The sequence below is a fragment of the Pseudonocardia sp. ICBG601 genome, assembly GCF_020496245.1.
On record NZ_JAHLJA010000002.1, the window covers coordinates 719542 to 739816 of the forward strand.

Consider the following 20275-nt stretch of genomic DNA (forward strand, 5'->3'; position numbering starts at 1 on the left):
GGTGCCCCGCCGTGCCGTCCGTCGCCGTGGGCCGCCGTCCCGGCCGCCGATCCGGGCAGTGGCTCCGAGCTGCGGGAACGTGCCCTCGTGCGGCGCGGGGTCCGGGATGTCCGGGTCCGCCCCGCCGGACCGGCGACCCGTCGCGCGACACCGTCGGGTGAACAAGCGGCCGCACGGAAAAACCTCCGCGGCCGCCGTAACTCCCGAATCTAATCCTCGTTTAAGAAGTCAGGACTAGGCCGGGCCGATGACGGAGGTCACTCGATGACGAGGACGCGTACCGCCCCCACGGGGACTCCCCACGGGGCGACGACGGGGGGTCGCCGGTGAGCGGCACCCGGGCGCCGTCGCTGCGGGGGATCGTGCAGACGACCGGCAGCTTCACCGCGTTCGTCCTGGACACCGCCCGCACGGTGACCAAGCGGCCGTTCCCGCTGGGCGAGTTCCTGTCCCAGACGCGGTTCATCGCCTCGGTCTCCCTCGCGCCGGCGATCATGGTGACGATCCCGTTCGTCGGCGTCGTCATCCTGCTGATCAACCAGCTGCTCGCCGAGATCGGCGCGCTGGACGTGGCGGGCGCGGTGACCGGCCTCGCGGTGCTCCGCCAGATCGGACCCGTCGCCGCGGTGCTCGTCACCGCGGGCGCCGGCGCCACCGCGATCGCGGCGGACCTGGGCGCCCGCAAGATCCGCGACGAGATCGACGCCATGAACGTCATGGGCATCGACCCGCTGCACCGGCTCGTGATGCCCCGCGTGCTGGCCTCGGCGGTGGTCGCCCTCTGCCTCAACGCGGTGATCACCGTGGTCGGCGAGATCGTGGCCTACGTGGTGTCGGTCGGGCTGCAGGGCGCCTCGGCCGGGCAGTTCGTCGCGACGCTGACGCTGCTCACCGACGAGGGTGACTTCCTGGTCAGCTCGTTCAAGGCGCTGCTGTTCGGCACCCTGGCCGGTCTCGTCGCCTCCTACCGCGGGCTCAAGACCGAGGGCGGCCCGAAGGGCGTCGGCCAGGCCGTCACCGAGACCGTCGTCATCTCCTTCGTCCTGCTCTTCATCATCAACGCCCTGCTGACCGCGGTCGACATCCAGCTGAAGCTGGAAAGGATCTGAGGACCCGCTCGTGAACACATCCGAAGGCTCCGCCCTGCGGCGCGCCGTGGACCGCCCCCGGGCCGGCCTGCGCGTCGTCGGCGAGCAGGTCGAGTTCTACCTGAAGGCCTACGCCGGCATCCCGGTCGTGGTCCGCCGCTACCTCGGCGAGGTGCTGCGCCAGCTCACCGCCATCAGCTTCGGCACCGGCGCGCTGGTCCTGATCGGCGGCAGCGTCGTCGTCGTGTCGATCCTGACCGCGAGCGCCGGCGCGATCGTCGGCCTCCAGGGCTACGAGGCCCTGAACGCCGTCGGCACCGACGCCCTGACCGGCTTCCTCGCCAGCTACATCAACATCCGGCTGGCCGCCCCGCTGATCGGCGGGGTCGCGCTGGTCTCCACCATCGGTGCCGCGTTCACCGCCGAGATCGGCGCCCAGCGGATCAGCGAGGAGATCGACGCGATCGAGGTCATGGCGGTCCCCGCCGTGCCCTACCTGGTCACGACCCGGATCCTGGCCGGCACGATCGCGATCGTCCCGCTCTACGCACTGGCGCTGATCGCCTGCTTCGCCACCACCCAGCTGATCGTGGTGCTCGGCTACGGCCAGTCGGTCGGCACCTACAACCACTACTTCTCCACCTTCCTGGTCCCGACCGACGTGCTCACCTCGGTCCTGCAGGTCACCCTGATCGCCTTCGTGGTGATGTCGATCCACGCCTTCTACGGCTTCACCGCCTCCGGCGGTCCCGCCGGGGTGGGCGCCGCGGTCGGGCGCGCGGTCCGGCTGTCGCTGATCGCGGTCATGGTGACGGCGCTGGTGACCGCGGTCCTGCTCTACGCGGACCCCGAGACCCTCCACCTGTCCCGATGAGCGGGGCGGAGACACGGCACGAGGTCCGCGGCCTCGCCGCGATCGGGGTGCTGCTGCTGTGCGCCGCGCTCGTGGTGGCGTCCTACCTGGACGTCTTCACCCCGGGTGTGCCCGCCACCGTCCGCACCGACCGGGCCGGTCTGCTGATGCAGCCCGACGCCGACGTCGCCCTGCGCGACGTGCGGGTCGGGCGCGTCTCGGCCGTCGAGCCGGACGGGAACGGCGGCGCGGTGGTCAGCCTCGCGATCGACCCGTCCAAGCTGGACCTCATCCCGGGCGACGTGACCGCGCAGATCATCTCGCCGACGGTGTTCGGCCCCAAGTACGTCGACCTCGTCCCGCCGGCCTCGCCGTCGACGACGACCCTGGCCGCCGGCGCCGTCGTCCCGGCCGCCGCGGTGCAGACCGAGGCCAACCTGGTCTTCGACAACCTGAACCGGTTGCTCACCACGATCGACCCGGCGAAGGTCAACACGGCGCTGGGCGCCCTGTCGACCTCGCTCAACGGCCGCGGCGACAAGCTCGGCGCCACGCTGGTGTCGTTCAACCGGTACCTGGAGCGGATCAACCCGTCGCTGCCCGCGCTGCAGCGCGACCTGCAGGCCGCGGCCCCGGTGTTCGACACCTACGCCGACGTCAGCCCGCAGCTGCTCGACGTGGTCCGCAACGTCACGACCACCGGCGGCACCATCGTCGAGAAGCAGGCGGGGATCGACGCCACGCTCGCGTCGCTGTCGATGTTCGCGACCGACGTCTCCGGGGTGCTGGAGGCCAACACCGACGGCCTCGACCGGACCCTGAAGACGCTCCGCCCGACCACCGAGGTGCTCGGCCGCTACGCGCCGACCTTCCCCTGCACCTTCGACAGCCTCAACTACCTGCAGAAGCTGCTGCTGCCGACCTTCGGCGGCGCCCAGCCGGGCCTGCGCTCGCTCACCACGTTCCAGCCGGGCGAGCAGGGCTACACCCCCGAGAACGCGCCGTCCCTCGGCATCGACCAGCCCAACTGCGGCACCGGGATCCCCGCACCGGGCACGTTCCCGCGGCACGCCTTCTACCCCGACGGCTCCCCGCGTCTGGACACCCGCGACGCACCGGTGCAGGTCCGGGACACCCCGATCGCGGTCCTGATCGGCGGCGACGAGCTCGGCCCGACCATCCAGGAACGCCTCGGGGGGGCCCCGGCCGCACTCGGTGCGCTCACCGCCCCCGCCGGCCCGACCGCGGAAGGAGGAGGCCGATGAGCGGCATCCGGGGCAACCTCGTCCGGGTCGTGGTCTTCGCCGTGGTCGCGGCCCTGTGCGCGGCCTTCGTCGTCGTCGCCTATGGCTCGGTCCGGTTCGGCGAGACGGCCCGCTACACCGCCGAGTTCGTCGACGCCTCCGGCCTGAAGGCCAAGGACGATGTCCGGGTGGCCGGCGTGACCGTCGGTCGTGTCGAGTCCGTCGACGTCGGCGCCGACAACCTCGCTCGGGTCGAGTTCTCGCTGCGCTCCGACGTCCCCGTCGAGCAGGCGTCGGAGGGCGCGGTCCGCTACAAGAACCTGCTCGGGCAGCGCTACCTGGAGCTGCTGCGGGGCGCACAGCCGACCCCGCAGCTGGCCGACGGCGGCGTGATCCCGGCGTCCCGGACCCGGCCCGCGATCGACCTCGACGAGCTCTACAACGGCTTCACCCCGCTGTTCGAGGGCCTCCAGCCGGCGCAGGTCAACCAGCTCGCCGAGTCGCTGATCTCGGTGCTGCAGGGGCAGGGCGGCTCCGTCCGCACGCTGCTCGGCCAGATCGGCACGCTGACCGGCACCCTGGCCGACCGCGACCGCGTCATCGGCGAGGTCGTCACCAACCTCAACGGTGTGCTCGGCACGCTCGACGCGCGCAAGGACAACGTGCACGAGCTGGTCACCCAGCTGCAGACGCTGGTCAGCGGGCTCGCCGCCGACCGCGGCTCGATCGGGCGGTCGCTGGAGCGCGCCGACCACCTGGCCGGCACCGTCGAGAGCCTGGTCCGCGAGGCCCGGCCCGACGTCGCCGGCACCGTGCACGAGCTCGACCGCCTGACCCGGCTGGTCAACGACGACTCCGACCGGCTCAACGTCTACTTCCAGCAGCTGCCCGGCTACTACCAGCTGCTCGGCCGCGCCGGGATCTACCAGCAGGGCTTCCAGTTCTACCTCTGCGGCGTGCAGGTCCGCCTCGACCCCGGGGTCGGCCCGCCGATCATGACCGACACCATCGCGAGCCAGGAGGCGAGATGCCAGTTCTGACCCGCCGCCGTTTCGAGGAGATGAACCTCCTCCGGATCGGGGCCGTCGCGCTGGTGATCGCGGTGGTCGCGACCGTCATCGCGCTGAACTCCGGCTACCTCTACCGCCAGCTCACCTCCGGCACCTACTCCGCGCTGTTCTCCGAGGCCGCGGGCCTCAAGACCGGCGACGAGGTCCGGCTGGCCGGCGTCGTCGTCGGCAAGGTCGACTCCGTCGAGCTCGCCGGCAAGACCGTCGACGTGGGGTTCACCGTCTTCGACGGCAGCACCCTCGGCGAGTCCACCGGCGCGTCGATCAAGACGGCGACGGTGCTCGGCGCGAAGTTCCTCGAGGTCCGCCCGTCCGGGCCAGGACGGCTGGACGACGGGGCGCAGATCCCGCTCGACCGGACGTCCGCGCCCTACGACGTCCAGGAGCTGCTGGACACCCTCACCCGCAAGACCGAGGACCTCGACGTGCCCCGCGTCGCGGAGTCCCTGAACACCGTGGCCGACACCTTCGCCGACACCCCGCCGGAGCTGCGCTCGGCGCTGGAGGGGCTGGGCAGGCTGTCCCAGACGATCTCCTCGCGGGACGCGGAGCTGCAGGAGCTGCTCTCGCACACCGCGAGCGTCTCCGGCGTCCTCGCCGAGCGGAGCGGCTCCATCACCACGCTCGTCTCGGACGGGAACCTGCTGCTCGAGGAGCTGCGGGCCCGTCGCGAGGTGATCCGGTCGCTGCTGCTGAACGTCACCGGCGCCGTCCAGGAGGTCGAGGGGCTCGCCCGCGACAACCAGCAGCAGCTGCGCCCGATGCTCGACGAGCTGGAGAGGACCCTCGACCTGCTGCGGGCCAACGACCGCAACCTCGCCGCCGCGATCACCGGCCTGGACACCTACGCCGGCAGCCTCGGCGAGGCGATCTCCAGCGGACCGTGGTTCTTCGCCCTCGTGCCGAACCTGGTGCCCACGAACCTGGCCCAGCAGAACCTGCCCTCGGTGCTCGACCAGCTGACCCCGGTCTCCCCGGCCGTCGGCCCGGCACCGGGTACCCCGCAGGGAGGCGGGAACTGATGGCTCTCGTGACCCGCAACCGCGTGCTGCTGCTCGTGGTGGTCCTCGTCGTCGCGGCCGGTGCGGCCGTCTGGGCCCTGGTGAGCCCCGGTACCCGCACCGTCACCGCGTACTTCGACCAGACCGTGAACCTCTACCCGCACGACGAGGTCCGCGTCCTCGGCGTGCAGGTCGGCACCATCGACTCGGTGGAGCCGCGGCCGGACGCGGTGAAGGTCGTCATGAGCTACGACGCCGACGTCCCGCTCCCGGCCGACGCGACCGCGGCGATCATCTCCCCGACCCTGGTGGGCGTCCGGTACGTGCAGCTCGGACCGCCCTACGACGGCGGCCCGCAGCTCGCCGACGACGCCGAGATCCCCCGCGAGCGCACGGTCGCCCCGGTCGAGTTCGACCGGATCAAGACCGAGGTCGCCGGGCTGGCGAAGGCGCTCGCGCCGCAGTCCGCCGAGACCGAGGGTGCGCTGAACCGGCTCCTCGACACGACCTCGGCGAACCTGCAGGGCCAGGGCCCGCTGATCCGCGACACCATCCGGAAGCTCTCCGACGCGGCGTCGACGCTGGCGAACGGACGCGAGGACATCTTCGCCACCGTCCGGAACCTGCAGACCTTCGTCACCGCGCTCAAGGACGCCGACGCCCAGGTCCAGCGCTTCCAGGGCCAGCTCGCGGACGTGTCGGGGATCCTCGCCGACAACCGCGACGCCCTGGCCAGGGTGCTGGAGAGCCTCGACCGGGCCGCACCCGTCGTGCAGCGCTTCGTCGCCGACAACCGCGACCAGCTCACCGAGGACCTGCGCAAGGCCGACGACGTCGTCCGCACAGTGTCGCAGAACCGGCAGGCGCTGGGCGACCTCCTGCAGAAGGCGCCGTTCCTGGTGTCGAACTTCGCCAACTTCATCGACGAGAAGACCGGCGCGGTCACCGCGAACGTCGCCGTGACCAACCTGCGCAGCCCGGCCGCGTTCGTCTGCGACGCGGCGGCCGCCGTCGCGCCGTCCCGCGAGGCCGACCCGGCCGCGGCCTACGCCTGCCGGGCGGGCCTGGGCCCGCTGCTCGACCTCGCCCGGGTCGACTCGCCGCCGGTGGCGGTCAACCCGCTGCAATACGGCGACCCGTCGGCCCCGGCGCTCCCGTCCATCCCGTCGCTGGGAGGCAACTGATGACGCGCCGAGCCGCGCGCACCGCCCGGGTGGTGGCGGCCCTGGCCACCGTCGCCGTCGCGACGAGTGCCTGCGGGTTCTCCAGCCTGGGCGAGCTGCCCCTCCCGCTGCGGGCCGGGACGGGCCCGGACGCCTACCAGGTCACCGTGGAGATGGAGCAGGTCGCGAACCTCGTCCCGAACGCGGAGGTCATGGTCGCCGACGTGCCCGTCGGGTCGGTCGTGCGCACCGAGGTGAAGGACTGGAAGGCGGTCCTCACCGTCAGCCTGGACAAGGCCGCCGTGCTGCCGGCCAACGCCGTCGCCCGGGTCGCGCAGAAGAGCCTGCTCGGCGCCGAGTACCTGGAGCTGGCCCCGCCGGACGGGGCCGCCCCCGAGGGCCGCCTCACCGACGGCGCCGTGATCGGGCTCGACCGGTCCGGGCGCTACCCCGAGACCGAGGAGCTCCTCGGCGCGCTGTCGGTCGTGCTCAACGGCAGCGGGCTGCAGCAGGTCCGCACGATCACCACCGAGCTCAACCGGGTGTTCGACGGTCGCCAGGACGACCTGCGCTCCCTCGTGGGGAACCTGGAGCGGTTCGTCGGCGGGCTCGACGCCCAGCGCGACGACATCGTCCGCGCCCTCGACGCGGTGAACCGGCTCGGCGGCACGCTGAACGCCGACAACGCCACCCTCGCCCGCGGCATCGACACGATCCCCGGGGCGCTGAAGGTGCTCAACGAGGACCGGGAGAACCTGGTCCGCACCCTGGAGCAGGTGCAGCGGCTCGACTCCGCGGTCGGGACGCTGTCCGACCGGTCCAAGGAGGACCTGCTGGCGAACCTGCGGCAGATCCGGCCCGCCGTCGCCCGGCTGGCCGACGCGGGCACCGACCTCACCCAGGGAATCGAGCTGCTGCTCACCTTCCCGTTCCCGGCGTCGACCGCGTTCCCGGGGATGTTCAAGGGCGACTACGGCAACCTGTTCCTGACCCTGGACCTCACCCCGGAGGTCCTGCGGCGCAACCTGCTCGACGGCTTCCAGCTGCCCGGCCCGGACGGGCCCGGCGTGCTGGCCGTCCCGCCGCTGGGCGCGCCGCCGGCCCTGACGGCGCCACTGGCCCCGTTCCAGGACCTGACGAAGCCGCTCGACGGCGTGCTGCCGCTGCCGGGCGCCGACCGGCCCGCGGACCCGCCGGACGGGTCCGGGTCCGACGGCATCCTCGGCGGACTCCTGGGAGGTGGCCGATGAGGGCCTCGTCGGTGCGGATCTCCCGCACGACCGCACGCAAGCTGGTCGCCTTCCTGGTGATCGCCGCGATCGCCGTCGGCTGGGGCGCGGTCACCTACCTCAACGTCCCGCGGATGCTGGGCATCGGGCGGAACGCGGTCACCGTCCAGCTCCCCGCCGGCGCGGGCCTCTACGTCAACGGCGTGGTGAGCCTGCGCGGGGTGACCGTCGGCCAGGTCGACGCGGTGCGGCTGACCCGCGACGGTGTCGAGGCCGACATCCAGGTGCTCGACGACCACCCGATCCCGGTGGACTCCGCGGTCGAGGTCCGCAGCATCTCCGCGGTCGGCGAGCAGTACATCAACTTCGAGCCGCGCACGACGGGCGGCCCGTTCCTGACCGACGGCGCGGTCGTCCCGGTGCAGCAGGTCTCCCTCCCGACGACGACGGGGGAGCTGCTCTCGCAGGCCAACGCGCTCGCCGCGTCGGTGCCGGGGCAGAAGCTGAACACCACGGTCGGTGAGCTCGGCGAGGCGTTCGCCGGTGGCGGCGAGGACCTCGGCCGCCTGATCGACTCCTTCGACCTGCTGACCCGGGAGGCGACCGCCAACCTCGACCCGACGGTGCGGCTGATCGACGACCTCGACCCGGTCCTCGCCACCCAGAACGCGACCTCCGGCGACATCCGCACCTACGTCGCGAACCTGGCGTCGTTCACCGGGCGGCTGACCGAGGCCGACCCCGCGCTGCGCGGCACCCTCGACCGCTTCCCGCCGGCGCTCGACGAGGTGGCCGGGTTCGTGAAGCAGATCGGGGACCCGCTCCCGGACCTGCTGAACAACCTGACCTCGGTCGGCGAGGTCGCCCGCGTCTACGTCCCGCACCTGGAGCAGACGCTGACCCTGCTGCCGTCGACCTTCGACGCCTCGATCGGCGCGGTCAGCGGCTCGCCCGTCCCGGGCACGATCATGATCAACCTGCAGACGCAGGTGAACGACCCGGCGCCCTGCCTGGACGGGTTCATCGTCGACCGGCGGCCGCCGACCGACGTCTCCCCGGCCCGCCCGGGCGTGGGCGTGCGCTGCACCGACCCGGACCCGCTCAAGGCGGCCCGTGGCGGGAAGGCCTACCTCTGCCCGCCGGGCTCCCCGATCCCCGACGGCCGCGGCCCCGACGCCGCGTCCTGCGGCTTCCGCTTCCAGAGCCCGGAGGAGGCGGCCGCGGCGCGCGAGGCGGCGGTCGCGACCCAGCTCGAGGTGGCGGGCCGCCAGAGCGACCGGGTCGAGGACAACCCGTTGCGACCCGGGAACCTGCCGACCACCGGTGACGGGAACACGAACCCGGAGGAGAACCAGCCGTTCTCGCCGGGGGAGGAGGGCTACACCCCCTCCGACGCCGCGTCGCTGGACGGCGTCTTCCTCGCCCCCGGCAGCAACACCCCGATCGTCGACGGGAACAGGGTCCGGTCGTCGAACCGCGGGTGGCAGGCCATCGTGCTCGACCCGCTGGGGGTGGAGGGATGAGCCGCCCCCGGTTCCGGCTGCCGCCGCGGTCGCTCGCCCTGCCGATCGGGCTGGGCGTGGTCGCGCTCCTGCTCGCCGCGCTGGTCACGGTGCTGGCCGTCCGTCTCGTCGGCGGGACCGGCGACGACGAGCCGGCACTGGTCGCGGCCCGGCAGACCGCGACCGACCTGCTCACCATCGCCCCGGACACCGCGGACGCGACGCTGCGCCGGCTGGAGGACGCGACGACGGGGGAGTTCCACGAGCAGCTGGGCAGCCGGTCCGGGACCTTCGCCGGGACCATCCGCGACGCGAAGGTGAGCTCGACCGGTGAGGTGTCCGCGGCCGGCGTCGCCGAACGCGGACCCGGCCGCGCGGTCGTGCTGGTGTCCGCCGACTCCACGGTGCACAACGCGCAGGTCCCCGACGGCGAACCCCGCCAGTACCGGATGCGGATGACGGTCGAGCAGGAGGACGGACGATGGCTGGTGTCGAGGCTGGAGTTCGTGCCGTGACCGGCGCGGACACGACGGGCACGGACACCGCGGGCGCGCCGGACACCGACGCCGCGGACACCCCGGGCCCGGGGGCGCGGCCGCGCTCGCGACGGGGCCTCGTGGTGGCACTGCTCGTGGTGATCGCGCTGCTCGCCGTCGCCGCCGGGGTGTGCGCGTGGCTGCTCGTCGCGCGGTCGGACGACCAGCGCACCCGCGACGACGTCCTGGCCGCGGCCACGGCCGGCGCCCAGACCCTGCTGTCCTACGACGGACGCAAGCTCGACGCGGCGTCCACCGTCGTCGACGACACCACGACCGGGAACTTCCACGACGACTACCGGCGTCTGTTCGACGAGAAGGTCCGGCCCAACGCGGAACGGCTCGGCGCGCGGACGATCGCCCGGGTCGTCGGGGCCGGCTGGGTCGGCTGGTCCGGCTCGGACGCCCAGGTGCTGGTGTTCCTGAACCAGAGCACGACGACGAACGCCGGCGAGCGCGTGGACACCGTCCAGGCGACGCTCACGATGCGGGAGGTGGACGGCCGATGGCTGATCGCCGGACTGGACCAGGTGTGACCGACACGGCGACCGACCCCGACACGGCGGACGCCGCCCCGACGGACGCCGACACGGCGGACGCCGCCCCGACGGACGCCGACCCGACGGACACCGCGCCCGCCGGCGCCGGCCCGGTCGGTGCGGAGCCGGACGGGGCCGCTCCCGCGGACGCCCCGCGACGGCGCGGGCGGCTCGCCGTGGCGGCCGTCGCGCTGCTGCTGGTCGTCGCCCTCGCCGCGGCGGTCCTGTCGGTGTTGGCGTGGCGGGGCACCGCCGGCACCGTCGCCGACCGGGACGAGGCGACCGCCGTCGCGTCGCAGGTCGTGCGGGACTTCATCGGCATCGACGCCGACAACGCGAAGGGCAACGTCGACAACATGCTCGCCGTCGCGACCGACCCGTTCCGGACCGAGCTGGGTCGCTTCTCGGAGGTGTTCGGGGCCATCCTGGCGCAGGGGAAGGTCAAGGCCGAGGGAGGGATCGACGCGGTGGGCATCGAGCACATCGACGCCGACACGGCGACCGTGCTGGTCAGCGCCAGCACCACGGTCCGCAACACCGAGGTCCCCAACGGCGCCCCGCGCGACTTCCGGCTGCTGCTCGGGCTGCGGCACGAGGACGGGGCGTGGAAGGTGTCGACCGTGGAGGTGGCCCCGTGACGCACGACGACGAGACCGGCACGGACCGCGCCGGTGCGGTCGCGGTGACCGACCCCGGGCCCGCCACGACCCCCGCCGCGGACGCCGGCGGGGGCGGGGACACCACCGGGACCCGTCCCGGCCGCGGTGCCCGCCTGCGCGCCGCGCTCGGCGCCGCCCGGCGCGGCCTGTCCCGGCGTCGCCGGACGCTGCTGTGGACGACGACGGTGGTCTCCGTGCTGCTGCTCGTGGCCGCGGCGGTGCTGTACGCCGCCGTCGTCCGGCCTGCGCAGCAGACCGAACAGGCCCGGGTGGACGGACTGGCGGCGGCCCGCACCGGTGTCGAGCAGGTCCTCAGCTACCAGCCGGCGTCGAAGGACGCCGACGTCGCACGCGCCCGCGGCCTGGTCACCGGCGACTTCGGACGCCAGTTCGACTCGGTGCTCGACTCCGTCGTCCGACCGGCCCTGGACCGCGGGGTGGGGACACGGACCGTCGTCACCCGGGCCGGCGTGGTGTCCGCCGACGCCGACCGGGTCACCGCCCTGCTCTACTTCACGCAGGAGGCCGCCCGCACCGGCGAGCCGCCGCGCACCACCGCGGGCCGCGCCGAGGTCACGGTCCAGCGGGTCGACGGCCGGTGGCTCGTGTCCGACCTGCGCAACTTCTAGGCGAGAAGGAGACGTGACCCCATGACGGGTGTCGAGGTGAAGGTCGAGGGACTGACGAAGTCCTTCGGTCGGGCCAACATCTGGTCGGACGTGACCCTGACGCTGCCCGCGGGCGAGGTGTCGGTGCTGCTCGGACCGTCGGGTACCGGTAAGTCGGTGTTCCTGAAGTCCCTGATCGGGCTGCTCAAGCCGGAGCGGGGGTCGATCGTGATCGAGGGCGTCGACCTGTGCAAGTGCTCGGAGTCCGAGCTGTACGAGATCCGGAAGCTGTTCGGGGTGCTGTTCCAGGACGGTGCGTTGTTCGGGTCGATGAACCTGTTCGACAACATCGCGTTCCCGTTGCGGGAGCACACGCGCAAGTCGGAGTCGGCGATCCGCGACATCGTCATGGAGAAGATCGACATGGTCGGTCTGGTCGGTGCCGAGGGCAAGCTGCCGGGTGAGATCTCGGGTGGTATGCGTAAGCGTGCGGGGTTGGCGCGGGCGTTGGTGCTGGATCCGAAGATCATTCTGTTCGACGAGCCGGACTCGGGTCTGGACCCGGTGCGGACGGCGTACCTGAACCAGCTGATCATCGATCTGAACGCGATGACGGACTCGACGTTCCTGATCGTCACCCACGACATCAACTCGGCGCAGACGGTCCCGGACAACATCGGGCTGCTCTACCGCAAGCACCTGTCGATGTTCGGTCCGCGGGAGGTGCTGCTGACCTCCGACGAGCCGGTCGTGGCGCAGTTCCTCAACGGGCGTCGCGAGGGGCCGATCGGGATGTCGGAGGAGAAGGACGCCGCCCAGGCCGCCCGGGAGATGGAGGAGGCCGGCGGTGAGCTGGAGGGGCGTCCCGAGATGAAGCCGCAGCTCGTGGCCTCGACCGGGATGCCGGACCGGCAGGCGGTGCACCGCCGCCGTGAGCGGGTCCAGGCGATGCTGCACGAGCTGCCGGAGTCGGCGCAGGAGGCGATCCGGGAGCAGTACGCCGACGCCGACGCCGCGTCCACCGACCCGTCGCGGGACGGGACGACCCGGCAGGAGGCGCGCGGGGCGGCGGACGACAACTGGCCCACCGACGTCCACCCGCGGGTCAGCGGCTGACCGCAGCCGGACAGGAGTGATGTTCCGGACATCCGGGAACGGTGGCGCCCGCACCACACCGTGACATATGAACAGTTCGTCAACCTTCGGCTGTCGCCGATCGACGAGGAGCTGCGATGTCCGTCCCCCGCCGGGTCCTGCCGGTCGCCGTCCTGTCCGCCGCGGTGCTCGCCCTGTCCGCCTGCGGCGGGCCGCCCGCCCCGGCGGCCGCGCCGGACGCGGCCGGTGCCGTCACCGAGGTCAACTGCGGGATCGAGGTGACGGTCCCGGCGCCGCCCGAGCGCATCTACGCGCTCTACCAGCCCGCGATCGAGACCGTCCACGCCCTGGGACTGTCCGACCGGCTGGTGGGCACCGCGTTCCTCGACGCGCAGGTCGTCGAGCCGTACGCCGCGGCACAGCAGGGAAAGCCCTACACCCAGGACCTGCCCCAGCGCGAGGCACTGCTCGCGGCGGAGCCGGACTTCGTGCTCGCCGGCTACAACAACGTGTTCGCCACCACCGGGGACGAGTCGATCAGCACCCGGGCCGACCTGGCGGCGCTGGGCGTCCGGACCTGGGTCAACGCACCGCTGTGCCCGTCGGCCGACGGGCTGTCCGACGAGGCCATCGACCCGGGACAGGTGTCGATGGAGACGGTCTACGCCGACCTGCGCTCGCTCGGCCGGGTCCTCGGCGCCGCGGAACGGTCCGAGGAGTTGGTCGGTGAGCTGCAGGCCAAGGTCACCGCGGTGCAGGAGCGGGTGGCGGGGGCGCCGCGGCCCCGCGTCGCGATTCTGCTCAACGACGACGACGGCAGCTACCGGGTCGCCTCGGGCATCGACTTCGGCACCCGGGTCCTCGAGATGGCCGGTGCCGAGAACGCCTTCGGCGACCTCACCGAGCGCCGGCACGTCGCGGTGTCCAAGGAGGAGCTGATCGCCCGGGACCCGGACGTCATCCTGACCTCGACCTGCTGCGACGCCGCCACCACCGTCGCCGACGGCGAGGCCGACGTGGCGCAGATCCGGGCCGACCCGGCGCTCGCCGGGAGCACGGCGGTCCGCGAGGGACGCGTGTACCCGTTCCTGTTCGCCGACCGTGCCGCCGGCATCCGGGGGCCCTACGCGGCGGAGCGGGTCGCCGACCTCGTCCATCCGGAGTGAGCCCGGCGTCCGCGGTCCGGGTCCGGTCCGCCGCGCCCTGGGCCCTGCCCGGCGCGGTGGCCGTCGTCCTCGTGGCCACGGTGCTGTCGATGAAGGTCGGGGCCCGGCCACTGACCTGGTCCGAGCTGTCGACCGGCCTGCTGCACTTCACCGGGAGCCGGACCGACTTCGTCGTCCGGCACGTCCGGCTGCCCCGCACCCTGTGCGGTCTGCTCGCGGGAGCCTGCCTCGGGCTCGCCGGCGCGGTGGCCCAGGGCATCACACGCAACCCGCTCGCCGGCCCGGACACGCTCGGGATCAACGCCGGCGCGGCGGCGGCGATGATCGCGACGATGACCGCCGGGGTCGGGTCGCTCACCGGGTACGTGTGGTTCGGCTTCCTCGGCGGGGCGTGCGCGGCGGTGGCCGTGTACGCGATCGGCGGGTCGGGCCGCGACGGCGTGACACCGGTCAAGCTCGCGCTGGCCGGTGCCGCGGTCTCCGCGCTGCTCACGGCCGTCACCTCGGCGTTCGTGCTGCTGGACCGGGACCTGTTCGCCCGCTACCGGTACTGGGTGATCGGGTCGCTGGCCCGGGCGGACCTCGCCACCGTCGGCCAGGCGCTGCCGTTCGCCCTGGTGGGGGTCGTGCTGGCGGTCGCACTGGTCCGGCGCCTCGACGCCGTCGCGCTGGGGGAGGACGCCGCGCGCGGCCTCGGCGCCCGTCCCGGCCCGACGCGGGTGGCCGGTCTCGTCGCCGTCGTCGTCCTGGCGGGGACGGCGACCGCGCTGGCCGGGCCGGTCGTGTTCCTCGGGCTCGTCGCCCCGCACGCGGCGCGGGCGCTGGTCGGTGCCGCCCACCGGTGGGTGCTGCCGCTCTCGGCGCTGCTCGCGGCCGGCGTCGCGCTGCTCGCCGACGTCGTCGGCCGGGTCGTCATCGCCCCCGAGGAGGTCCATCTCGGGGTGACCGCGGCCCTGCTCGGCGGGCCCGCGTTCCTGTACCTGGTCCGGACCCGGAGGGTGGCGGCCCTGTGAGCGCGACCCTGGTCCTGCGCCGCGGGCCGGTGTCGGCCCGGATCGGCGTCCGTGGCCTGGTCCTGGGCCTCGCGACGTGGACGGCGGCGGTGGCCGTCGGGCTGGTCGCGGTCACGGTCGGGGAGTACCCGCTCCCGCTCGGGACCGTGCTCGACACCCTCGCCGGGAACGGCACCCTGATCTCCTACGACCTCGTCGTCACCCACCGGCTCCCGCGGGCGCTGACCGGGGTCCTGGTCGGCGCGGCCTTCGGCGTCGCCGGGGCCGTGCTGCAGCGGCTCGCCCACAACCCGCTGGTCAGCCCGGACGTCATCGGGATCAACGCGGGGGCGTCCGCGGGCGCCGTCGTGATGATCGTCGTGTGGGGGGCCTCGGCGGCGTGGGTGACCGGCGGTGCGCTCACCGGCGCGCTGCTCGCCGCGCTCACCGTGTACGCGGTCGCCTGGCGGGGCGGGTTCTCCGGCTACCGGCTCGTGCTGGTCGGGATCGGCGTCGCGGCGATGCTGGGCTCCGCCGCGACGTTCCTGCTGAGCCGCGCCGACGTCAACGTGGCCTACTCGGCGGCGGTCTGGCTGGTCGGCAGCCTGTCCGGCCGCTCGTGGCCGGACGTGGCGCCGGTCGCCGCGGGGCTGTGCCTGCTGCTGCCCGTCGTGCTCGCCGCGGCCCGCCGGCTCCAGGTCCTGGAGCTGGGGGACGACCTGGCGAGGTCGCTGTCCCCCCGCGCGGGGCGGGCCCGCACCGTGATGCTGGCCGCGGCGGTGGGGCTGTCCGCGCTGGCGACGGCGTCGGCCGGGCCGGTCGGGTTCGTCGCGCTGGTCGCGCCGCAGATCGTGCGCAGGGTGCTCCGGGAACGCAGCCCCGGCCTGCTCGCCTCGGCCGGGACGGGCGCGCTCGTGGTCGTCGTCGCCGATCTCGCGGCCCGGACCGTGTTCGCGCCGCGGGAGCTGCCGGTCGGGGTCGTCACCGCCGTCGTCGGGGCGCCCGTACTCATCGCGCTGCTGGTGCGCGCCAACCGGATCGGAGCGAGCGGATGACCCTGTCCGGTGAACGGCTGACCCTCGGCCACCACCCGGGGCAGGTCGTGATCGACGACCAGTCCGTGACCGTCCCGGCGTCGCGGATCACCGTGATCGTCGGGCCCAACGCCTCGGGCAAGTCCACCCTGCTGCGGGGGCTCGCCGGTCTGCTGCGGCCCGCCGCGGGACGTGTCCTGCTCGACGGCGCCGAGATCGCGCGGCTCCCGGCGACCGACCTGGCCCGCCGGCTCGGGGTGCTCCCGCAGCAGCCGACGACCCCGGACGGCATCACCGTCGCCGACCTCGTCGGACGCGGGCGCCATCCCCACCAGCGCTGGTTCCGGCAGTGGTCGGCCGAGGACGAGGCCGCCGTCTCCGGCGCGCTCGCGGCGACCGGCCTGACCGGGCTGGCCGACCGGCCGGTCGCCGAGCTCTCCGGCGGGCAGCGGCAGCGGGCCTGGATCGCGCTGGTCCTGGCCCAGGGGCCCGGGACGATGCTGCTCGACGAGCCGACCACCTTCCTCGACCTCGCCCACCAGCTCGACGTGCTCGACCTGCTGCGCGTGGTCAACGCCGGGCAGGGCCGCACCGTCGTGATGGTGCTGCACGACCTGGAGCTCGCCGCCCGCTACGCCGACCACCTGATCGCCGTGCGCGACGGGCGGATCGTCGCGGAGGGGGTGCCGTCCGCCGTCGTGACCGAGGAGCTCGTCTCCTCGGTGTTCGGGGTGGACGCGCTGGTGATGCCGGACCCGCTCACCGGGACCCCGCTGGTCCTTCCCCGCCCGGGAGGCCGCCGCTCCTGAGCCGGGTCTTCGCACCCTTCGCAGATCGGCCCGGCTACCCGGTTCGGATTCACCACGTACACGTCCTGGCCCCCCACCTCCCCGCTGCGCGAGTGTCGGTCCCACGGCCGACCGGCCGTTCACGAGGAGGAGCCCGCATGACCGTCGACCACAAGGTCCGGGTGCACCGCAGCGAGGAGAACCTCGCCCGCACCGACCAGCTCGCCTGGAAGATCGCGGAGGTGGCCGCCGACCCGGTCGCCCCGCCCGCCGAGGTCGCCGACATGGTCGTGAACCGGCTCGTCGACAACGCCGGTGTGGCGACGGCGTCGCTGGACCGCGGCCCGGTCGTCGCCGCCCGGGCGCAGGCGCTGCGGCACGCGGCGGCCGGGGACCGTGCGGGCTCGGTCGTGTTCGGCACCCGGGAGCGGGTCTCGCCGGAGTGGGCGGCGTGGGCGAACGGCGTCGCGGTGCGGGAGCTGGACTTCCACGACACGTTCCTGGCGGCCGACTACTCCCACCCCGGGGACAACATCCCGCCGCTGCTGGCCGTCGCCCAGCACACCGGTGCCGACGGCGCCGCGCTCACCCGGGCGATCGCGGTCGCCTACGAGGTGCAGGTCGCGCTCGTCACCGGGATCTGCCTGCACCAGCACAAGATCGACCACGTCGCCCACCTCGGCCCGTCGGTCGCCGCGGGCATCGGCGCGCTGCTCGACCTGCCGACCGAGGTCACCTACCAGGCCGTGCAGCAGGCCCTGCACACGACGACCGCCACCCGGCAGTCGCGCAAGGGCGAGATCTCGTCGTGGAAGGCGTTCGCCCCCGCCTTCGCGGGCAAGGTCGCCATCGAGGCCGTCGACCGGGCGATGCTCGGGGAGGGCGCGCCGTCGCCGATCTACGAGGGCGAGGACGGCGTGATCGCCTGGCTGCTCGACGGCCCGGACGCCGGCTACACCGTGCCGCTCCCGGCGCCGGGCGAGGCGCCGCAGGCGATCCTGCAGACCTACACCAAGGAGCACTCCGCCGAGTACCAGAGCCAGGCGCTGATCGACCTGGCCCGCAGGCTCGGCCCGCGGCTGCGCGAGGCCGGTGGCCCGGACGCGGTGCGCAGCATCGTCATCCACACCAGCCACCACACCCACTACGTGATCGGCTCCGGCTCCGGGGACCCGCAGAAGTACGACCCGCAGGCGTCCCGGGAGACCCTGGACCACTCGATCCCCTACATCGTCGCGGTCGCGCTGCTCGACGGCGGCTTCCACCACGAGCGCTCCTACCCGCCGCACCGTGCCGCCGACGGCGAGCTGGTCCGCCTGTGGCACGCGATCTCGACCGTCGAGGATCCGGAGTGGACCCGCCGCTACCACTCCCACGACCCCGCGGAGAAGGCGTTCGGCGGCCGGGTGGAGATCACCCTCACCGACGGGTCGACCCTGGTCGACGAGATCGCCGTCGCCGACGCGCACCCGCTCGGCGCCCGACCGTTCGGCCGCGAGCAGTACGTCGGTAAGTTCCGCGACCTGGCCCGCGACACCGTCGACCGCGTCGAGCAGGACCGCTTCCTCGACCACGCCCTGCGGCTGCCCGAGCTGGACGCGGGCGAGCTGGGGGAGCTGACCGTCGTCCCGGCGTCGCTCGCGGGCGCCCCGGGCCGCGGGGTGTTCTGATGCTCGGCACGACCACCACCGCGCACGGGCGCCGGGTGGCGTTCCGCGAGGCGTTGGCGAGCGGGCGGCTCCTGCAGTTCCCCGGGGCGTTCAACGCGCTGTCGGCGATGCTCGTCGCCGACCAGGGCTTCGACGGCGTCTACGTCTCCGGTGCGGTGCTGTCGGCGGAGCTGGGGCTGCCCGACGTCGGGCTGACGACGGCCACCGAGGTCGCCGCCCGGGCCGCGACGATCGCCCGGCAGACCGACCTGCCGACCCTCGTCGACGCCGACACCGGCTGGGGCGGCCCGGCGTGCGTCGCGCGCACCGTGCAGTCCTTCGAGGACGCCGGCGTCTCCGGCCTGCACCTGGAGGACCAGGTCGACCCGAAGCGTTGCGGCCACCTCGCGGGCAAGGAGCTCGTGTCCACCGAGGACATGTGCACCCGGATCCGGGCCGCCGTGCGGGGCCGCCGCGACGACGCCCTCGTGCTCTGCGCGCGCACCGACGCCCGCGGCGTCGAGGGGCTCGACGCCGCCGTCACCCGTGCCCGGTCCTACGTGGACGCCGGCGCGGACATGGTGTTCGTCGAGGCGCTCGCCTCGGAGAGCGAGTACGCGGCGTTCCGCGACGCGCTCGACGTCCCGCTGCTGGCGAACATGACCGAGTTCGGCAGGAGCCCGCTGCTCACGGCGGACACCCTGGCCCGGCTCGGGATGAACGTCGTGATCTACCCGGTGACCCTGCTGCGGCTGGCCATGGGCGCCGCCGAGGCCGGGCTCGCCGAGATCCGGCGCACCGGAACCCAGTCCGGCGTCGTCGACCGGATGCAGACCCGCGCACGCCTCTACGAGCTGCTCGGCTACGACGAGTACGCGGCCTTCGACGCCCGCCTCGCCGGATACCAGGAGGAGGACCCCGCATGACCGTCATCGACACCCCGCCCGAGGTCCGCAAGGGACTGGCCGGCGTCGTCGCCGACACCACGGCGATCTCGAAGGTCGACGCCGACACGAACTCGCTGCTCTACCGCGGCTACCCGGTGCAGGACCTCTGCGCGCACCGCGGCTTCCTCGACGTCGCCCACCTGCTGTGGCACGGCGAGCTGCCCGACCCGGCGGCGCTGGCCCGGCTGGAGGCGCAGGAGCGGGCACTGCGCCCGATCGACCGCAGCCTGCAGGCGCTGCTGCTGTCGACGCCCACCACCTGCCACCCGATGGACACCCTGCGCACCGCGGTGAGCTGGCTCGGCTCCGAGGACGCCCAGGAGGACGACCCGACCGCCGACGCGCAGAAGTCGCTGCGGCTGCTGGCCGCACTGCCGACCGTCGTCGCGATCGACCAGCGGCGCCGGCGCGGACTGGACCCGATCGCGCCCGACCCGGACCTGGGCTACGCGGCGAACTTCTTCCGGATGACCTTCGGGGAGGTCCCGGAACCGGAGGTCGTCCGGGCGTTCGAGGTCTCGATGATCCTCTACGCCGAGCACAGCTTCAACGCCTCCACGTTCACCGCGCGCGTGGTGACCTCGACGCTGTCGGACCTCTACAGCGCCGTCGTCGCCGGGATCGGTGCGCTCAAGGGGCCGTTGCACGGCGGCGCGAACGAGGCCGTGATGCACATGCTCGCCGGGATCGACGGCCCGGACGCCGCGCAGGCGTGGCTGGCCGACGCGCTCGCGCAGAAGAAGAAGATCATGGGCTTCGGGCACCGCGTCTACAAGCGCGGCGACTCGCGGGTGCCGACCCTGCAGGCGGCGCTGGAACAGGTCGTCGAGCTCCGCGGCGCCGGCACGCTGCTGGCCACCCACTCGGCGCTGGCCGCGGCGATGCTGCGGGAGAAGGGCCTGCACCCCAACCTCGACTATCCGGCGGGCCCGCTCTACCACCTGATGGGGTTCGACATCCCGATGTTCACGCCGCTGTTCGTGATGTCGCGGATCACCGGGTGGACCGCCCACATCTCCGAGCAGCTGGCCGCGAACTCGCTGATCCGCCCGCTCGCGGCGTACGAGGGCGCCGCCCGCCGCGAGGTGCCCGGCCCGGCCTGACCCGGTGCC

20 protein-coding genes are annotated in these 20275 nt (G+C 73.6%); all 20 read left to right on the forward strand.

The window, feature by feature from the left end:
- Positions 1-326 precede the first annotated feature (326 nt).
- The 20 genes from KPL57_RS03325 to KPL57_RS03420 all read left to right on the forward strand — a co-directional run bounded on the left by KPL57_RS03325 (position 327) and on the right by KPL57_RS03420 (position 20266).
- Complete coding sequence (locus tag KPL57_RS03325; protein ID WP_202968228.1) at positions 327-1109, forward strand: ABC transporter permease; 783 nt, start codon at positions 327-329, stop codon at positions 1107-1109.
- 10 nt (positions 1110-1119) lie between these two features.
- Complete coding sequence (locus KPL57_RS03330; protein ID WP_178373043.1) at positions 1120-1962, forward strand: ABC transporter permease; 843 nt, start codon at positions 1120-1122, stop codon at positions 1960-1962.
- Positions 1959-3206, forward strand: coding sequence for an MCE family protein (locus KPL57_RS03335; protein ID WP_178373042.1), 1248 nt, complete (start codon positions 1959-1961; stop codon positions 3204-3206). Before KPL57_RS03330 ends, KPL57_RS03335 begins: the two co-directional genes overlap by 4 nt.
- Positions 3203-4225 (forward strand): MCE family protein, encoded by a 1023-nt coding sequence (locus tag KPL57_RS03340; protein WP_062396827.1) that lies wholly within the window; start codon positions 3203-3205, stop codon positions 4223-4225. Before KPL57_RS03335 ends, KPL57_RS03340 begins: the two co-directional genes overlap by 4 nt.
- A complete protein-coding gene (locus KPL57_RS03345; protein ID WP_226350403.1) occupies positions 4213-5277 on the forward strand; it encodes an MCE family protein in 1065 nt (354 codons plus the stop codon). The genes KPL57_RS03340 and KPL57_RS03345 overlap by 13 nt, the downstream gene beginning before the upstream one ends.
- Positions 5277-6440 carry an MCE family protein gene (locus KPL57_RS03350; protein ID WP_226350404.1) on the forward strand — a complete coding sequence of 388 codons (1164 nt, stop codon included), beginning with the start codon at positions 5277-5279 and terminating at the stop codon, positions 6438-6440. The genes KPL57_RS03345 and KPL57_RS03350 overlap by 1 nt, the downstream gene beginning before the upstream one ends.
- Entirely contained in the window at positions 6440-7669 is a 1230-nt protein-coding gene (locus tag KPL57_RS03355) for an MCE family protein (protein ID WP_226350405.1), read from the forward strand. Before KPL57_RS03350 ends, KPL57_RS03355 begins: the two co-directional genes overlap by 1 nt.
- Entirely contained in the window at positions 7666-9171 is a 1506-nt protein-coding gene (locus KPL57_RS03360; protein WP_226350406.1) for an MCE family protein, read from the forward strand. The genes KPL57_RS03355 and KPL57_RS03360 overlap by 4 nt, the downstream gene beginning before the upstream one ends.
- A complete protein-coding gene (locus tag KPL57_RS03365) occupies positions 9168-9665 on the forward strand; it encodes a hypothetical protein (RefSeq protein ID WP_226350407.1) in 498 nt (165 codons plus the stop codon). Before KPL57_RS03360 ends, KPL57_RS03365 begins: the two co-directional genes overlap by 4 nt.
- A complete protein-coding gene (locus KPL57_RS03370) occupies positions 9632-10222 on the forward strand; it encodes a hypothetical protein (protein WP_226350408.1) in 591 nt (196 codons plus the stop codon). The genes KPL57_RS03365 and KPL57_RS03370 overlap by 34 nt, the downstream gene beginning before the upstream one ends.
- On the forward strand, positions 10219-10863 hold the full coding sequence (locus tag KPL57_RS03375; protein WP_226350409.1) for a hypothetical protein: 645 nt from the start codon (positions 10219-10221) through the stop codon (positions 10861-10863). Before KPL57_RS03370 ends, KPL57_RS03375 begins: the two co-directional genes overlap by 4 nt.
- Positions 10860-11513: a hypothetical protein gene (locus KPL57_RS03380; RefSeq protein WP_226350410.1), complete on the forward strand. Its 654-nt coding sequence runs from the start codon at positions 10860-10862 to the stop codon at positions 11511-11513. The genes KPL57_RS03375 and KPL57_RS03380 overlap by 4 nt, the downstream gene beginning before the upstream one ends.
- Positions 11514-11534: 21 nt before the next feature.
- Entirely contained in the window at positions 11535-12608 is a 1074-nt protein-coding gene (locus tag KPL57_RS03385) for an ABC transporter ATP-binding protein (protein WP_226350411.1), read from the forward strand.
- Between the two features lie 116 nt (positions 12609-12724).
- Entirely contained in the window at positions 12725-13753 is a 1029-nt protein-coding gene (locus KPL57_RS03390; RefSeq protein WP_226350412.1) for an ABC transporter substrate-binding protein, read from the forward strand.
- Positions 13750-14766 carry an iron ABC transporter permease gene (locus KPL57_RS03395; RefSeq protein ID WP_226350413.1) on the forward strand — a complete coding sequence of 339 codons (1017 nt, stop codon included), beginning with the start codon at positions 13750-13752 and terminating at the stop codon, positions 14764-14766. Before KPL57_RS03390 ends, KPL57_RS03395 begins: the two co-directional genes overlap by 4 nt.
- Positions 14763-15800 carry an iron chelate uptake ABC transporter family permease subunit gene (locus KPL57_RS03400; RefSeq protein ID WP_226350414.1) on the forward strand — a complete coding sequence of 346 codons (1038 nt, stop codon included), beginning with the start codon at positions 14763-14765 and terminating at the stop codon, positions 15798-15800. The genes KPL57_RS03395 and KPL57_RS03400 overlap by 4 nt, the downstream gene beginning before the upstream one ends.
- The gene (locus KPL57_RS03405; protein WP_226350415.1) at positions 15797-16588 is read left to right on the forward strand and encodes an ABC transporter ATP-binding protein; all 792 of its coding nucleotides are present in this window, start codon (positions 15797-15799) and stop codon (positions 16586-16588) included. The genes KPL57_RS03400 and KPL57_RS03405 overlap by 4 nt, the downstream gene beginning before the upstream one ends.
- A 137-nt stretch (positions 16589-16725) precedes the next feature.
- Positions 16726-18237 carry an MmgE/PrpD family protein gene (locus KPL57_RS03410; protein ID WP_226350416.1) on the forward strand — a complete coding sequence of 504 codons (1512 nt, stop codon included), beginning with the start codon at positions 16726-16728 and terminating at the stop codon, positions 18235-18237.
- Positions 18237-19142, forward strand: a complete 906-nt coding sequence (gene prpB / locus KPL57_RS03415) for a methylisocitrate lyase (protein ID WP_226350417.1) — start codon at positions 18237-18239, stop codon at positions 19140-19142. Before KPL57_RS03410 ends, prpB begins: the two co-directional genes overlap by 1 nt.
- On the forward strand, positions 19139-20266 hold the full coding sequence (locus KPL57_RS03420; protein ID WP_226350418.1) for a bifunctional 2-methylcitrate synthase/citrate synthase: 1128 nt from the start codon (positions 19139-19141) through the stop codon (positions 20264-20266). Before prpB ends, KPL57_RS03420 begins: the two co-directional genes overlap by 4 nt.
- Positions 20267-20275 lie beyond the last annotated feature (9 nt).

Bases quoted from the DNA above. Each gene is read 5' to 3' on its own strand.
- KPL57_RS03335 (WP_178373042.1), top strand. From the start codon at position 1,959: ATGAGCGGGGCGGAGACACGGCACGAGGTCCGCGGCCTCGCCGCGATC.
- KPL57_RS03340 (WP_062396827.1), top strand. From the start codon at position 3,203: ATGAGCGGCATCCGGGGCAACCTCGTCCGGGTCGTGGTCTTCGCCGTG.
- KPL57_RS03345 (WP_226350403.1), top strand. From the start codon at position 4,213: ATGCCAGTTCTGACCCGCCGCCGTTTCGAGGAGATGAACCTCCTCCGG.
- KPL57_RS03350 (WP_226350404.1), top strand. From the start codon at position 5,277: ATGGCTCTCGTGACCCGCAACCGCGTGCTGCTGCTCGTGGTGGTCCTC.
- KPL57_RS03355 (WP_226350405.1), top strand. From the start codon at position 6,440: ATGACGCGCCGAGCCGCGCGCACCGCCCGGGTGGTGGCGGCCCTGGCC.
- KPL57_RS03360 (WP_226350406.1), top strand. From the start codon at position 7,666: ATGAGGGCCTCGTCGGTGCGGATCTCCCGCACGACCGCACGCAAGCTG.
- KPL57_RS03365 (WP_226350407.1), top strand. From the start codon at position 9,168: ATGAGCCGCCCCCGGTTCCGGCTGCCGCCGCGGTCGCTCGCCCTGCCG.
- KPL57_RS03370 (WP_226350408.1), top strand. From the start codon at position 9,632: ATGGCTGGTGTCGAGGCTGGAGTTCGTGCCGTGACCGGCGCGGACACG.
- KPL57_RS03385 (WP_226350411.1), top strand. From the start codon at position 11,535: ATGACGGGTGTCGAGGTGAAGGTCGAGGGACTGACGAAGTCCTTCGGT.
- KPL57_RS03390 (WP_226350412.1), top strand. From the start codon at position 12,725: ATGTCCGTCCCCCGCCGGGTCCTGCCGGTCGCCGTCCTGTCCGCCGCG.
- KPL57_RS03405 (WP_226350415.1), top strand. From the start codon at position 15,797: ATGACCCTGTCCGGTGAACGGCTGACCCTCGGCCACCACCCGGGGCAG.
- KPL57_RS03410 (WP_226350416.1), top strand. From the start codon at position 16,726: ATGACCGTCGACCACAAGGTCCGGGTGCACCGCAGCGAGGAGAACCTC.
- prpB (WP_226350417.1), top strand. From the start codon at position 18,237: ATGCTCGGCACGACCACCACCGCGCACGGGCGCCGGGTGGCGTTCCGC.
- KPL57_RS03420 (WP_226350418.1), top strand. From the start codon at position 19,139: ATGACCGTCATCGACACCCCGCCCGAGGTCCGCAAGGGACTGGCCGGC.